At 68.7% G+C, this 13,330-nt stretch carries 16 protein-coding genes; 5 read left to right on the top strand and 11 right to left on the bottom strand.

Annotated features, from left to right (window positions below):
* Window positions 1–469 precede the first annotated feature (469 nt).
* From H504_RS38075 to H504_RS38070, 5 genes are read right to left on the bottom strand one after another with little or no spacing between them, the layout of a single operon-like run.
* Window positions 470–1,321, bottom strand: coding sequence for an acyl-ACP desaturase (locus H504_RS38075; protein WP_035307228.1), 852 nt, complete (start codon window positions 1,319–1,321; stop codon window positions 470–472).
* 3 nt (window positions 1,322–1,324) lie between these two features.
* Window positions 1,325–2,155, bottom strand: coding sequence for an SAM-dependent methyltransferase (locus H504_RS0131715; protein WP_026426082.1), 831 nt, complete (start codon window positions 2,153–2,155; stop codon window positions 1,325–1,327).
* Complete coding sequence (locus tag H504_RS0131710; protein ID WP_026426081.1) at window positions 2,142–2,408, bottom strand: acyl carrier protein; 267 nt, start codon at window positions 2,406–2,408, stop codon at window positions 2,142–2,144. The genes H504_RS0131715 and H504_RS0131710 overlap by 14 nt, the downstream gene beginning before the upstream one ends.
* A 26-nt stretch (window positions 2,409–2,434) precedes the next feature.
* Window positions 2,435–2,947: a PaaI family thioesterase gene (locus H504_RS0131705; RefSeq protein WP_026426080.1), complete on the bottom strand. Its 513-nt coding sequence runs from the start codon at window positions 2,945–2,947 to the stop codon at window positions 2,435–2,437.
* Window positions 2,944–3,282 (bottom strand): hypothetical protein, encoded by a 339-nt coding sequence (locus H504_RS38070; protein WP_051386476.1) that lies wholly within the window; start codon window positions 3,280–3,282, stop codon window positions 2,944–2,946. Before H504_RS38070 ends, H504_RS0131705 begins: the two co-directional genes overlap by 4 nt.
* 273 nt (window positions 3,283–3,555) lie before the next feature.
* On the opposite strand from H504_RS38070, the gene H504_RS40665 reads away from it, so the two are divergent.
* Both H504_RS40665 and H504_RS0131695 read left to right on the top strand, forming a co-directional pair.
* Window positions 3,556–3,885: a rhodanese-like domain-containing protein gene (locus H504_RS40665; protein WP_084468503.1), complete on the top strand. Its 330-nt coding sequence runs from the start codon at window positions 3,556–3,558 to the stop codon at window positions 3,883–3,885.
* A gap of 2 nt (window positions 3,886–3,887) precedes the next feature.
* Entirely contained in the window at window positions 3,888–4,784 is an 897-nt protein-coding gene (locus H504_RS0131695; RefSeq protein ID WP_026426079.1) for a DUF4328 domain-containing protein, read from the top strand.
* On the opposite strand, the gene H504_RS0131690 is transcribed toward H504_RS0131695, so the two are convergent.
* Window positions 4,781–5,944: a cytochrome P450 gene (locus H504_RS0131690; RefSeq protein ID WP_026426078.1), complete on the bottom strand. Its 1,164-nt coding sequence runs from the start codon at window positions 5,942–5,944 to the stop codon at window positions 4,781–4,783. The two genes, H504_RS0131695 and H504_RS0131690, sit on opposite strands and share 4 nt — an antisense overlap.
* Before the next feature lie 123 nt (window positions 5,945–6,067).
* Here H504_RS0131690 and H504_RS0131685 point away from each other — a divergent pair, with 123 nt between their 5' ends.
* Together H504_RS0131685 and H504_RS0131680 are read left to right on the top strand one after the other, a co-directional pair.
* A complete protein-coding gene (locus H504_RS0131685) occupies window positions 6,068–7,018 on the top strand; it encodes a DUF5926 family protein (RefSeq protein ID WP_026426077.1) in 951 nt (316 codons plus the stop codon).
* Window positions 7,015–7,341, top strand: a complete 327-nt coding sequence (locus H504_RS0131680) for a DUF952 domain-containing protein (RefSeq protein WP_026426076.1) — start codon at window positions 7,015–7,017, stop codon at window positions 7,339–7,341. The genes H504_RS0131685 and H504_RS0131680 overlap by 4 nt, the downstream gene beginning before the upstream one ends.
* 14 nt (window positions 7,342–7,355) lie before the next feature.
* On the opposite strand, the gene H504_RS0131675 is transcribed toward H504_RS0131680, so the two are convergent.
* From H504_RS0131675 to ligD (H504_RS0131655), 4 genes are all read right to left on the bottom strand, one after another.
* Window positions 7,356–7,886: a ferritin gene (locus tag H504_RS0131675; protein WP_035307227.1), complete on the bottom strand. Its 531-nt coding sequence runs from the start codon at window positions 7,884–7,886 to the stop codon at window positions 7,356–7,358.
* Window positions 7,887–8,232: 346 nt separating this feature from the next.
* Window positions 8,233–9,420 carry an arginine deiminase gene (locus H504_RS0131665; protein WP_026426074.1) on the bottom strand — a complete coding sequence of 396 codons (1,188 nt, stop codon included), beginning with the start codon at window positions 9,418–9,420 and terminating at the stop codon, window positions 8,233–8,235.
* A 188-nt stretch (window positions 9,421–9,608) separates the two neighbouring features.
* Window positions 9,609–10,520: a non-homologous end-joining DNA ligase gene (ligD, locus tag H504_RS0131660; protein ID WP_026426073.1), complete on the bottom strand. Its 912-nt coding sequence runs from the start codon at window positions 10,518–10,520 to the stop codon at window positions 9,609–9,611.
* The gene (gene ligD / locus H504_RS0131655) at window positions 10,510–11,955 is read right to left on the bottom strand and encodes a non-homologous end-joining DNA ligase (protein ID WP_026426072.1); all 1,446 of its coding nucleotides are present in this window, start codon (window positions 11,953–11,955) and stop codon (window positions 10,510–10,512) included. The genes ligD (H504_RS0131660) and ligD (H504_RS0131655) overlap by 11 nt, the downstream gene beginning before the upstream one ends.
* Before the next feature lie 81 nt (window positions 11,956–12,036).
* Here ligD (H504_RS0131655) and H504_RS0131650 point away from each other — a divergent pair, with 81 nt between their 5' ends.
* A complete protein-coding gene (locus H504_RS0131650) occupies window positions 12,037–12,450 on the top strand; it encodes a hypothetical protein (RefSeq protein WP_026426071.1) in 414 nt (137 codons plus the stop codon).
* On the opposite strand, the gene H504_RS0131645 is transcribed toward H504_RS0131650, so the two are convergent.
* The gene (locus tag H504_RS0131645) at window positions 12,447–13,244 is read right to left on the bottom strand and encodes a CPBP family intramembrane glutamic endopeptidase (RefSeq protein WP_026426070.1); all 798 of its coding nucleotides are present in this window, start codon (window positions 13,242–13,244) and stop codon (window positions 12,447–12,449) included. The genes H504_RS0131650 and H504_RS0131645 overlap by 4 nt on opposite strands.
* Between the last annotated feature and the right edge of the window lie 86 nt (window positions 13,245–13,330).

Raw genomic sequence — 13,330 nt, 5'->3', positions numbered from 1 at the left:
GCCCGTTGTGGTGAAGTTGTTTTGTTTGGGGCCCCTAGCGGCAGCCTGGGTAAGGCTAAAAGGCGGGGCCACTGGAAAGCGTGGCCTTACCCGCCGGCCGGCTTAGGCCACCGCTCCCCCCAAACAAAACAACTCCACCACAACGGGCGGTTGGGATCGGCGGGTCCCGAGGCGCGCGGTGCAGGCGTGGGACTTCGCTGATATGGGGCGGGTTTCGAGGCGCGTGGGGTGGGTTGGCGGCCTTCGTCGATTTGGGCCGGCTTTTTGGGCGCGTGGGGTGGGCTGGCGGCCTTCGTCGATTTCGGGTGGGTTTCGAGGCGCGCGGTGCTGGTGTGGAGCTTTGTCGATCGGGGCTGGGCTTTTGGGCGCGCGGTGCTGGTTGGTCTGGGTGGGGTTGTGGAATGGTGAAGGGCCGACCCTGGGTGTGGGTCGGCCCTTCGTTTGTCCTGTGTGGACTGTCTACTTGTGGTTAGCTGGTGGTGATGGTGCGGCAGGCGGAGATGAAGTTGACTAGTTCTGTGACCTTGTCGGACTGGGTGTCGACGGCGCGGTTGAGGACCTTGATGAGGTACTCGTAGGCGTCGGTGTGGTCGTATCTGGCTGTGTCGGCGATTTTGAGGGCCCAGCGCCAGTAGCCTCGGATGGTGTCGGCCAGGGGCATGCGGAAGTCGGCGATGACGGCGCGGATGGGGTCGACGACGGCGTCGCCGTAGGTCACCAGGTAGCGTTGGAGCATGTCGGCGAAGAAGGTGAAGTGGCGGGCCTCGTCGCGGCTGAGGCGGTTGAGGATGTGGGCCAGGACCGGTTCGTCGATGACTTGGCGGAGGTTTTGGTAGTAGAGCTGGGTGGCCTTCTCCTGCACCAACGGGTAGGTGAAGAACTGGACGGCGTCCGCGTAGGTCACGGCGAACTTCTTCTGGCCTTCCACGGCCAGTGAGTCGCGCAGGGGGTCCGGGGTGGTCATGCCGGACTCGACCTGGTAGCGGGCGAGGACACGGGCGTGGTTGTCCTCTTCCTGCGCCCAGCGGATCGAGAAGTGGTAGAGCTCCCGGTTGTGCACGAACACGTTCCGGTCGACGGTGTCGTCGACCGGGAAATGCGTGTCGTACAGGGCGAAGTAGCCGGGGAGGTGGTCCTCGATGATGGTGATGAACTCGACCGCGGAGCGTTGGCCGTCGGTCAGCACACCGGCGTCGGCTTGGGACCAGTCGAAGTCGAACTCGTCCCAGCGGTTGGTGGCGGGGCCGGACCGCAGGAAGGTGGTGACGGCGGCGTCGACCTGGGACGCGGGCAGCAGTGGGCCGCCGACCTGGGTGCCCACGGGCTACCGCCGTTTCGCGCAGGTCAGGGCGTAGTGCTTCGTGGTGAAGCCCCAGCCGGCGTTGGCGGTGCGCAGGTAGCGGGTCAGCTTGTCGGCCAGGCCCGCCTCGATCTCGTTGAGGCGGTCGGCCGAGCGGGCGACGTTGGTCAGCCAGTCCTCGATGGTGCGGTGGTAGTCGTCGGTGAGGTCGTCGACCGCGACCACGCTGAAACCGGCGTCCTCGGCGCCCCTGACCAACTCCGAGAGCGGCCGCATGTCGCCCCAGCCGAAGATCGAGTCGCGGACGAACGTGGTCGAGTCGAGTTCGCTGAACTCGGCGTGCTTGGCGGCGTTGCGGAAGCAGCTCTCCGACACGTACAGCATGCCCTTGGTGCGCAGCGCCGCGTGGGCGCGGGCGAACGCGTCGCCGAGGTCGGGCATGTGCACGATGGACCCGAGCATGGTCACCGCGTCGAACGAGCGCGGTTCGATGTCCAGTTCCTGGATGTAGCCGACCCGGGTCGTCACCAGGTCGCCAAGTCCGCGTTCCGCCACCAGGCCGCGGATGTACTCGTGCTGGTTGGGCGCCGGGCTGATGCCGACGACGTTCGCCTTGTACTCCTCGGCCATGAACAGGATCAGCGAACCCCAGCCGCAGCCGATGTCGAGCAGCCGCTTGCCCTGCGCCAGCTTCACCCGGTCGGCGACGAAGTGCAGCTTGGTGCGCTGCGCCTGCTCCAGGGTGTCGTCGTCGGACTTGTACAGGCCCGAGGAGTACTTGCGCATCGGGTCCAGGTACAGGCCGAAGATCTCCGGGTCGGAGTCGTAGTGGGTGTTGGTGTCAGCGACCGCCACCGCTGGGCTCCTTCTCGGCGAGGGTGGACACGACCAGGGTCGCCGCGTCGCGGACCGTCTTCAGGCCGAACACCTGGTCGTCTTCCAGTTCGATGTCGTAGGTGCGCTCGATCTTGGCGACCGACCGCAGCACCTTCACCGAGTCCGCGCCCTCCAGCGTGCTGAGGTCCACGTCGGGCCCGATCGCGGCGACGGGCAGGCCGAACTCCCCGGCCACGATCTCGGTCACGGTGGTGATGACTTCCTCGGACATCTCGTTCCTTCCTCGGTGAACTTTCTTCAGGCCTTACGAAGATCGGCCAAGGCGTTTTCGATGAGTTCGGCTTCGTGGTCGGTGAGGTCCATCCGGTCGCGGACCTGGGCGGCGGTGGCGGGCTGGTAGGTGCCCACGGCGGTCACGCACACCGCGCCGTCGGGGTCGACGATCTCCGCGTACGCCCGGTACGGCGGTTCCGACTCCGGGCCGACCGCGTCGGCGGTGGCCACGCAGCGGTACTCGACACCGACCGACAGCGGCGAGAGGTACCGGGTGCGCAGGGTGGTGGTGAACACCGAGTTGCCGACCTTCAGCACGAGCAGGTTCCCCATGATCTCGTCGCACACCGTGGTCGCGATGCCGCCGTGCACCACGCCCGGGTACGACTCGAAGGTGCGGTCGACCCGCAGGACGCACTCGATGCCCTCGCCCGCGTGCGTGAACTCCAGCCGCAGGCCGTGTTCGTTGCTGGGGGAGCAGCCGAAGCAGCGGTAGTCCGGCAGGACCCGCCACGGCACCTCGATGGGGGTGCTCATCCGAGCGCCTCGGCCAGCGCCCGCCGCACCTTGCCGTTGGTGGTGAGGTCCTTGTCGACCAGTTGGCCGAACACCTGCCGGATCTTGCCCTGCAGCTCGTTGAGCTCGTTCTCGTCGGCGACCTGCTCGAGGAACAGGTCGAAGCCGGTGTCGATGGTGTGGTCCTCCTGCTCGGTGAGCGCGCTCTTGAACATGCTCACCGGGTGCTTGATCCGCTTGTCGGAGGTGTACACGTACAGCGTCTCCAGCACCGACGGGATCTCCTCGGGCTTGCGGGCCAGCCGCTCGCGGCAGTAGTGGATGAACTCGCGGGCGTGCCTTTTTTTTTGCCACAACGGGCGGTTGGTGTCGGCGGGTCCCGAGGCGCGCGGCGCAGGTTGGTGGACTTCGTCGATCAGGCGTGGGTTTTTGGGCGCGCGGTGTTGGGTGTGGCGCCTCGCCGATTTGCGTGGTGGTTTATGGGTGTGCGGTGTTGGGTGTGGCGCTTCGTCGATGGGAGGTGGGTTTCGAGGGGCGGGTTTCGGTGTGGGGTGTTGGTGTGGGGGGTGCTGTCGGGCCGGCACCCTTCACCCGCGCCCTACTGCCTCTCGTGGCAGCATCGACGTGTGATGCCATACAGCGTGCCTGCCGTGACTCCTGCTGATCTGCCTGCTGACGCCGCCTTGGTTGATGTTCGTGAGCACGATGAGTGGGATGCTGGTCACGCTCCGGGTGCGCTGCACATCCCCATGGGGGACTTGGTGTCTCGTCTTGGTGAGCTTCCGGCCGACAGCACTGTCTACGTTGTGTGTCGGTCTGGTGGTCGTTCGGCTCGGGTGACCCAGTATTTGAACGCCAATGGCTGGGATGCGGTCAATGTGGAGGGTGGTATGCAGTTGTGGTCTGCTCAGGGGCGGTTGGTCGTCGCTGAGTCTGGTGTGGATCCGCAGGTCATCTAGTCGTGTATCCGGGGCGGTCTTACGAGTGGGTGGCGACTCCGCCGCCTGGGTCCGGTGTGTCGTCGACGCCTCGGGTGCGGTTGCCGTATCTCGGTCCGCCCTCTTACCGGACTCCGCCGCGTTGGGGTTTTCCGGCTCTTGCTTGGCGTTGGCAGACGGCTGTGCCGGGTGCGGCTGAGGATCTGTCGTCTCCGGTGGAGCGGGTTCGGTCGCGTGCTCGGCTCGCTGTGTCCGCTCTGTGGGTTCTTGCTGCTGTGGGTCTTATTGCTGCTGGTGCGGAGGTCTGGCGGTATGTGCTGCTGCTGCAGAGCCGTACGGGTGCGCTAAGCCGCAACATCGTTCAGCTATCTGACAGTCTGGTTGTCACCGGTTCGGTTCTGTCGGTGTGCGCCGGCATCCTGAGTGCGTTGGCGACTTTGTGGTGGGTCCAGGCGGCCCGTCTCGCCGCTGCAGAGACCGCCGGGTATTTGCCTGCTCGGGAGGACTGGCGGTTGCTTCCCGGGCTGGTGGTCCCCGGCCCGAACCTCGTCGTCCCGGGGGCTGTGCTGGCCGAGTTGGAGCACGCCATCCTGCGTCGCCCGGCGGATGTCCGGCCGACGCCGACCGGCTTGATGTGGACGTGGTGGCTCACCTGGGTGGCCAACTGGCTGCTCGCCGTCTTCACCCTGCTCTGGCGGTTCCGCGATTCCGTCCAGGCCCAGGCGGACGGGGTCATTCTGACCACGCTCACCAACTTGGCGGCGGTGACCCTCGCCGTCCTCACCCTCCGCCTGGTCAGCCGCTTCTCGCTGCTCTTGGCTCCGATGGACCCCACGTCCGTCCGCCGTCTCCGGGTCGTCCAGGTCGACGGTGCCCCGACTCCGACCAGGGTTCCGCGCCCGACCACGTCCGCCCGCTAACAAACAGGCAGCGCCCGCAGGCCGCGGATCACGAACTCCGGACGGCGAACCGGCGTGCCCGCCGGCCGCAGTCCAGGTAGGCGCTGGGTCAACGCGCGCAAGGCGGCCTCGATCTCGATCCGGGCGAGCGGTGCTCCCACGCAGTAGTGGATCCCGGCCCCGAACGACAGGTGCGGGTTCACCGTCCGGGTGATGTCGAGGACCGCGGGGTCCGGCACGACGGCCGGGTCGTGCGCGGCGGCGCCGAGCAGCGCGGCGATCTTCGTGCCTGCGGCGATGTCCTGGCCGGCGATGGTGACGTCAACGGTCGCCGTTCGTTCGAACAGTTGCAACGGCGGGTCGAACCGCAGCAGTTCCTCAACCGCGCTCGGCAGCAACGCCGGATTGGTGACCAGCAGGTCCCACTGGTCGCGGTGCTCCAGCAACGCCAGCACCCCGTTGCCCACGACGTTGACCGTCGCCTCGTGCCCCGCCATCAGCAACAACACCCCGGTCGCCACGAGCTCGTCATCGCTGAGTTTGTCCGTGCCGTCCCGGACGGCCACGAGATCGCTGACCAGTCCCGGCCTGCCCGTGAGGTGACGCAGGTAGTCCGCGAACTCCGCCGAGGCGTCTTCCGCGGCGGCGGCCAACTCGGGGGCCTGCCCGTACTCGTACATCTTCACGATCGTGTTCGACCAGGGGCGCAGCTTCGCCCGGTCCGCCACCGGCACCCCGAGCAGTTCCCCGATGACCTCGATCGGCAGCGGCTCGGCCACGTGTTCGAGCAGGTCAGCCCACCCGTCAGCGGAGATCGCGGCCACCAGCGACTCCACCATGCCAGTGGCCAGTTCTTCCACGGCGGGCCGCATCCGCTCCACGTGCCCGCGTCCGAACGCGGCCGAGATCAACCGGCGCAGGCGGGTGTGCGTCGGCGGTTCGTTCTCCAGCAGCGAGTTGCGGTGCAGCGTGTTGAACGCCGAGAACGCCGACACCGGCTCCTTGTCGCGCCAGATCCGCCCCAGTCCGCGATCCCGCAGGACGGCGGAGCAGGCGGCGTGCGACACGGCGACGTGCAGGCCGAGGTGGTCGTTCCAGTGGACGTCGCCGGTGGCGCGGAGGGCGGCGAAAACCGGGTACGGGTCGGCGACGAACGCGGGGTCGGCGGGGTCGAAGGCCACGGCGGTGTCCCTTCCGGCTGTGTGGTCACCGGCGACTCTGCCAAAACCCGTGCCTGCGCGCCGTGGTGGCGGCGCGGTTGGGTAGCGTCAGCACATCAATCGGTCTCGACGAGGAGTTGCCGGATGTCCAGGCGATCCGCCGTGAAGAACAAGGCCAAGGCCCCGGACGCGTCGGGCATCGGCCCCCGTCAGCCCTGCCCGTGCGGGTCGGGCAAGCGCTACAAGGCGTGCCACGGGTCGGCCGGTGGCGCGGTCGAGGTCGCGGTGGCCCGCCCGTTCGAGGGCTTGGCGGCGGAGTGCGAGCTGGTCGCGCTGCGCGAGTTCGTGCCGTCCGGCACGGCGGCGTTGCCGCTGGTCGAGGCCGACCGGGAGATCACCCTGGCGACCGTGCTGCCGATGGCCGCCGCCGCGCTGGTGCGCGCGGACGGTGTCGCGTACGTCGGCTTGCAGGTGCAGACCCGGTCGAGCGACATCAGCCGGGACCTGGCGCGCGCGGTCCGCTGGGCGTTGACCGCCAAGGCGGGCGACGTGCTGGCCGTCGTCGGCCCGGACACCGACCCGGGTGACCAGCCGGAGCGCCTGCAGGACCTGGTTCCCACCGACGCGCCGCTGGAAGCCGCCGTGCACGGCGACTTCTCGTGGTGGATGCCCGAGGGCAGCGAGCCGACCGGCGAGGTCGCGTTGTCCCTGGAACGGGCGAACAGCGCGATCCTGCCGACCGAGCGGATCGGCGCGGCGGCGTACTGGGTCGACGCCGGTGAGCGCGCGCACCTGCGCTGGGTCCGCCCGGAGCCGGAGGAAGACCTGCTGGCCGCGCTCGCCCGGCTGCACGCCAAGGGTGAGCTGGGTCTGGGCGAGGGTTCCCGCTACGCGGGTTCGTTCCGCGCGCACGGTCTGCTGGTACCGGTGTGGGACCTGGACCGCGAGCCGCACGCCCGCGAGTGGACCGAGGCGGTCGACCAGTTGGGCACCCGCCTGGACGCCGCCCTGGCCTCGCTGGCAGGCGAGCCGCTGACCTCGGACGAGCGCCGCGCCCGGGACGGGTTGGTCGGCCGCCAGATCACCATCCGGTGATCCTGCACATCACGACGACGGCGGGCTGGCCAGTTGAGCGGGTCAGCCCGGTCGACGGTGACTTCGTGCACTGCTCCGACCCGGGGACCGTGCACCTGCCCGCGAACCGGTTGTTCGCGGGCAGGTCTGACCTGGTGCTGCTGGTGGTCGACCCGGCAGGCCTGGACGTGCGGTGGGAACCGGGTGATCCGCCGATCCCGGGTGGGCCGTGGTTCCCGCACGTCTACGGCTCGATCCCCGCGCCGTCGGTCGTGGCCGTGTACCCGTTCCCGCCGGGGCCGGACGGGCTGTTCGAGTTGCCCGCCGCGTTGGCCAGGTCCTAGCGGTTGGCCGCGTCTTAGAGCTTGCCGCCCGCCGCGCGCGGGGCCGTCGGGTCGGCGCCGGAATCGCCCGCGCTTTCGCGGGCCAGGAAGTTCTCCACGTCGAACAGGTTCCCGTTGGAGCGCTTGACCACGTTGAGCAGGGTGCGCATGGAGGCGACCTCCTCGACCTGTTCTTTGAGGAACCACTGGGTGAACTGCTCGCCCTTGTAGTCCTCTTCGTCGCGGGCGACCTTGGCCAGGTTGACGATCTCGTCGGTCACCGCGCGCTCCTGCTGCAGGGCGAGGGTGACCAGTTCGGCCGCGTCCGCGAACTCGTTGCGGACCTCGTCGACCCCGGGCACGGACACCGGGATGTCGTTGTCCAGCAGGTACTGCGTGATCATCATGGCGTGGTTGCGCTCCTCGACCGACTGGCGGTAGAAGTGCCGGGCCAGTTGCGGCAGGTCTTGCCCGTCGAACCACACCGCGAGCGCGACGTACTGCTGCGATGCGGTGAACTCGTTGCGGATCTGCACCTGCAGCAGTTTGTGGAACTTGGAGGTCATGGCATCAGACGGTACGTGAATCCGGCCGTTTCCGCGCTATCGATCTCGCCATTCCCACGGCCGTTTTGATCACGTTAGGCAAGCCTGGGGAAATGTTAGGCAAGGCTATTGAATCCCTTTTCAGGGTAGCCATTCCTAACTTTTCCAGCCGGTGGTTCACCGTATCGGGCGATAGCCGGTGACCTGCGGACCGGGGCCGCGGGTGCAAGGATCTTTCGGCACCCCTAGGAGGACCCACCGCATGGAATCGAACGGGTACTGGCCCGCGGCCGCCGTCACGGCGCTGCTGGTCGTCTTCGGCACCCTGGCTTTCCTGGCCGCGCGGTGGTTGCTTGGCTGAGTCGGGTCAGCCAAGCGGGTCGCGGGCGACCGGGCAGGACATGCACCGCGGTCCGCCGCGGCCGGTGCCCAGTTCGGAACCGCTGATCCGCAGCACCTCGATGCCCGCGTCTTCCAGTCGCGCGTTCGTTTCCACATTCCGCTCGTAGGCGACCACGACACCAGGTGCCACCGCGAGGGTGTTGTTGCCGTCGTCCCACTGCTCGCGTTCGGCGGTCACCGGGTCCAGGCCGGTGTCGATCACCCGCAGCCGGTCGACGCCCATCGCCGCCGCGGCCGCGTCCAGGAACGGCGCGGGCCCGTCGACGTGCACGCCGCCCGCGTCACCGGGGCGCAGCGTGTAGGCCCGCAGCGTGTCCCGCGCGGCCGGGTACATGACGAAGGCGTCGCGGTCGACCATGGTGCACACCGTGTCCAGGTGCATGGTCGCCCGGTCCTGCGCGATCGGCACCGCCAGCACGGTGTGCGCCAGCCCGTCGCGGAACGCCGAGCGGGCCAGCGACTCCGCGCCCGCGGGTGTCGTCCGCTCCCCGACGCCGATCGCGATCACGCCGGACGCCAGCAGCAGCACGTCACCGCCCTCGACGGGGGCCGAGTGCGCGCCGTACGCCCGCCCCGCCGTGCGGAACCGCGGGTGGTACGCGTAGATCAGGTCCAGCAGGGCCGTCTCCCTGGCCCGCGCGGGCATCGCCAGCGACGCGATCGCCACCCGGTTCCCGATCCAGACCGACGAGTCGCGGGTGAACAGCAGGTTCGGCAGCGGGTCGACCACGAAGTCGTGCGGGTGGTGCATCTTGCGCACCAGCGAGGCGCCCTCCGCCGCGGGCAGCTCCTCGAAGGTCATCCCGCCGGTGAGCACGTCGGCCAGCCCCTTGGCGTCCACAGTGGACAGGTAGCCGCTCAGCGCGTCGGCGAGCTCCGTCCCCAGCCGCCGCCGGTCGACCGCCGCCGTGGTGGCCGCCGCGTGCGCCCGCTCGTCGGTCAGCGCGACGACCAGGCTGTCGAACAGCCGCATCACCTCGACCCCGCGCCCGGTCAGCACGTCGGCGAACGCGTCGTGCTCGTCCTGGGCGCGGTCCACCCACGGGATGCTGTCGAACAGCAGTTGGTCGTTGTTGCGCGGGGTGAGCCGCTTCAACTCGTTGCCCGGCCGGTGCAGCAGCACCGTGCGCAACGGCCCGACCTCGCTGTCCACCTTGGGGACGGGCGGGGTTCGCTCGACGTCGGGGACCTCGGGGGTGCTGGTCACGCGATTGAGCCTAACCACTCGGTACGCAAAACGCCGCCCGCGAGCACCCAGAATGGCGGAGAACGCCACAGATCGCTATGAAAACCCGCTGTTCGTTAATCGGAAGTCGTGTTCGAAAGCCGGATCATTGCGTCCTAGCGGGGTAGCGTGGGTCCTTTCTTGAGCAGCGGGGCGAACAGGTCACCGTGCTCGTCGACCCGGTCGAGGACGTCGTCGGCGGTGAAGGTGAGGTCGGCGGGGGTCCGGCACGCCTCGACCTCCGCCCAGGTCACCGGGGTGGACGCGGTGGGGCGCGGGCGGGCGCGCAGCGAGTACGGGGCGACGGTGGTCTTGTTCGGGTTGTTCTGGCTCCAGTCGATGAACACCTTGCGCGGACGCAGGTTCTTGGCCATCCGCGAGACCACCAGGCCGGGGTGGTCGCGTTCGAGGCGTTCGGCCAGGGACTTGGCGTAGTCGGACGTGCGGGTCGGCGACGTGGTGGTGACGGTCGCGTAGACCTGCATGCCCTTGGAACCACTGGTCTTCGTGACCGGGTCCAGCCCGTCGGCCACCAGCAGTTCGCGCAGGTGCAGGGCGACCGCGCAGCACTCGACAACCGTGGCGGGCGCACCGGGGTCGAGGTCGAACACCAGGCGGTCCGGGCTGTGCTTCGCGCCGCGCGGCCCGACCGTCCACTGTGGTACGTGCAGTTCCAGTCCGGCGAGGTTGGCCGCCCACACCAACGACGGCAGGTCGGGCAGGATGGCGAAGTCGAGCGACTCGGCGCCGGTCGTGCTGCCGGGGGTCTCGATGGTGACCGTGCGGATCCAGTCGGGGGCGTGCCGGGAGGCGTTCTTCTCGAAGAAACCGGGCTTGGTGACGCCGTCCGGGAAGCGGCGGAAGGTGACCGGCCGGTCGGCCAGGTGCGGGGCGAGCACCCCGGCCACCCGGCTGTAATAGTCGATCACGTCCCGCTTGGTGTACTCGTCGTCCGGGTAGAGCACCTTGTCCAGATTGGACAGTCGGAGCCGTTGGCCTGCGACCTCGACCAGCACCTCACCGGACATCGGACCACTCCGTCACGTCGTCGGGCGCCTTGTCGGCGCGCAGGCCGCGCCAGGACGGGGCGCGCATCCGGTCGTCGGGGGTCCAGTCGCGGAACACGACCTCGCCGACCAGGGTCGGCCGGACCCAGCGGGCGCCGCGCGCCCGGTCGCGGGGGATGTCGTTGCAGAACGGCGAGGTCTTGCGGTCGAGCCGGTGCAGCTTCGCGGTGAGCAGCCGCAGCGCCTCGTCGGTGAAACCGGTGCCGACGTGGCCGACGTAGCGGAGGCCGTCGGGGGAGGGGAGGCCGACGAGCAGGGAGCCGAACACGTCCGAGCGGCGGCCCTCGCCGGGCCGCCAACCGCCGATGACGACCTCGACGGCGCGCAGGTCGGTGACCTTCATCCAGTCCGGGCTGCGGCGTCCGGGGTGGTAGCGAGACCCGAGTCGCTTCGCGATGATCCCTTCCAGCTCCTGCTCGCGCGCCGTCTCGAGAACCGCTGCGCCCTCGGCGGGGTAACTCGGTGACGTGTTCCAGTGCGAGCCGCGCAGTTCCAGGTCCACGAGCAGCTCGCGGCGTCTTACGTAGGGCAGGTCCACGCAACTGCGGCCGTCAAGGTGGAGGACGTCGAAAACCACGTACGTGACAGGTAGGTCTACCGCCAGCCGACGCGTCATACGTTCATCGGTGACGTGCATGCGTTTCTGCAAGGCCGCGAAAGATGGCCTCCCATCAACGAACGCGACAACCTCACCGTCAAGCCATACCTGCGTCGAGCCCAACTCCTCGCCGAGGGTACGTAGCTCGGGATAGGTACTGGTGATCTCGTTGCCCTTACGCGAGAACAGTCGTAGGCGCCCGCCGTCGACTCTTGCCATGGCGCGCACCCCGTCCCACTTGAACTCGTACGCCCAGTTGTCGCCATCGGGCGGTAGCGCGCCGAGGGTGGCCAGCATCGGTTCAATCGCGTCCGGTAGCGCCGTCCAGTCCGACCGCTGCGGCGGATCGGACCGGCGCACCATCCAGTCTTTGTCGGACTTGCCGCCGTGGAAGAACGTGTACTTGCCCTGCACACGGTTGCCGGTGAAGACCACGGCCACCTCGCGGTCGCTCCATTTCACGGTCTCGTAGGTGCCACGGTCCCAGATCGTCATCCGGCCGCCGCCGTACTCGCCGCGCGGGATCTCCCCCTCGAAGGTCGCGTACTCCATGGGGTGGTCCTCGGTGTGCACCGCGAGCCGGATGTCACCGGGCTCGGTCGGCAGCCCCTTGGGCACTGCCCAGCTCACCAGCACACCGTCGCGTTCCAGCCGCACATCCCAGTGCAGCCTGCTGGCGTGGTGCTCCTGGATGACGAAGATGTTGTTCGCGCCCACCGGCAGGGCGTCGTCGGTCGGCACGGGCTCCGGGGTTTTCCGGGCGTCGCGCTTGCGCCGGTACTCGCCCAGGCCCGCCATGCCCCCTTGGTACCCGGAGCTGCGGCGATCCGCCAGACCAAGGTATTGAAACGCTGTTACGTAACGCTGTAATGTTTGGGCATGGTCATCCTCTCCGATCCCAGCCGCTACCTCGCCGGGGTAGTCCTGCTCACTGTCGTCGGCATCGAGTTCGGCGGCTGGTTCCTGATGCGGGTCGCGCGCGGACAGCAGAAACTGAGCCCCTTCCAGCAGAAGTTCGCCCGCGCGGGCCACGCCCACGCAGGCGTGCTGGTCACCCTGGCCCTCGTCTGCCTCGTCCTCGCCGACGCCGCGGGCCTGTCCGGCGCCCTCGGCTGGATCGCCCGCGTCGCCGTCCCCGCCGCGGCCGCGCTGATCTCTGCGGGCTTCTTCTTCTCTTCCATGGGCCGCGGCGAGGTCACCCGCCCCAACCGCCTCATCGCCCTGATCTGGCTCGGCGCCATGTCCCTGGCAGTCGGCGTCGTCTCGATCGGCCTGGGCCTGCTGACCGCCTAAGGCAGCCAGGACACCTTCCCCCGCAGCAGCGAATAGCCCACGAACGCCACGAAGTCGAGCAACGTGTGCGCGATGACCAACGGCCACAACCGGTTGGTGCGCTGCCACACCCGCCCGAACACCAACCCCATCACCACGTTCCCGACGAACCCGCCAAACCCCTGGTACAGGTGGTACGACCCGCGCAGCACAGCCGCGGACAGCAGCGATGAGTTCTCCCTGAGCCCCAACTGCCGCAACCTGGTGATGAAGTACCCCACCACCAGCACCTCCTCCGCCCACGCGTTCCCAGCCGCGAGCAACGTCAACGCCCCCGGCCGCCACCACGTGTCCCCAATGGTCGACGGCGCCACCGCCAAGTTGATCCCCAGCGCGTGGCTGACCAGGTAAAACCCCAACCCCGGCACCCCGATCAGCAAGGCCAACCCCACGCCCCCCAGCGCGTCCCGCCCCTTCTTCTCCCCATCCAGCCCAACGCTCCGAGGCTTCATCCCCGCCCGGTACAGCAGGTACAGCCCCAACGCCCCCCACGCCACCAGCCGCACCACCCCCAACAACTGCTTCAGCAGGTCAAGAACCCCCACATCCGCCTGCGAAACATTGATCGCCACCGTCTGCTGCCCCAACGAAACGGGCCGCAGCAACGCGTCAAGCAGCGAAACCAAGCTGCTCAACCCCGACAACCCCAACGTCACCGCGAAAACGATCGCCAGCTCAACCCACACAACCCGCCGCTCACCCGGGTCCCCCACCCTCGGTGGCTCCGGCACCAACCACGCCCGCAGTTTCACCACCGCCGCAAGCTACCCCGCTTGCCCCACACCCCCATTCACCCCCAACCCCCACCCTCGCTCGCCCACCGCACCCCCCGCCCTCAATC

Source organism: Actinokineospora inagensis DSM 44258 (genome assembly GCF_000482865.1).
Classification (GTDB): domain Bacteria; phylum Actinomycetota; class Actinomycetes; order Mycobacteriales; family Pseudonocardiaceae; genus Actinokineospora; species Actinokineospora inagensis.
This window is presented reverse-complemented; position numbering and strand designations above follow the sequence as displayed.

Excerpts from the sequence above, each read along its gene's own strand:
- H504_RS0131710 (WP_026426081.1), bottom strand. The coding sequence starts at position 2,408 with ATGTCCGAGGAAGTCATCACCACCGTGACCGAGATCGTGGCCGGGGAG.
- H504_RS0131705 (WP_026426080.1), bottom strand. The coding sequence starts at position 2,947 with ATGAGCACCCCCATCGAGGTGCCGTGGCGGGTCCTGCCGGACTACCGC.
- H504_RS40665 (WP_084468503.1), top strand. The coding sequence starts at position 3,556 with ATGCCATACAGCGTGCCTGCCGTGACTCCTGCTGATCTGCCTGCTGAC.
- H504_RS0131685 (WP_026426077.1), top strand. The coding sequence starts at position 6,068 with ATGTCCAGGCGATCCGCCGTGAAGAACAAGGCCAAGGCCCCGGACGCG.
- H504_RS0131675 (WP_035307227.1), bottom strand. The coding sequence starts at position 7,886 with ATGACCTCCAAGTTCCACAAACTGCTGCAGGTGCAGATCCGCAACGAG.
- ligD (WP_026426073.1), bottom strand. The coding sequence starts at position 10,520 with ATGTCCGGTGAGGTGCTGGTCGAGGTCGCAGGCCAACGGCTCCGACTG.
- ligD (WP_026426072.1), bottom strand. The coding sequence starts at position 11,955 with ATGGCGGGCCTGGGCGAGTACCGGCGCAAGCGCGACGCCCGGAAAACC.
- H504_RS0131650 (WP_026426071.1), top strand. The coding sequence starts at position 12,037 with ATGGTCATCCTCTCCGATCCCAGCCGCTACCTCGCCGGGGTAGTCCTG.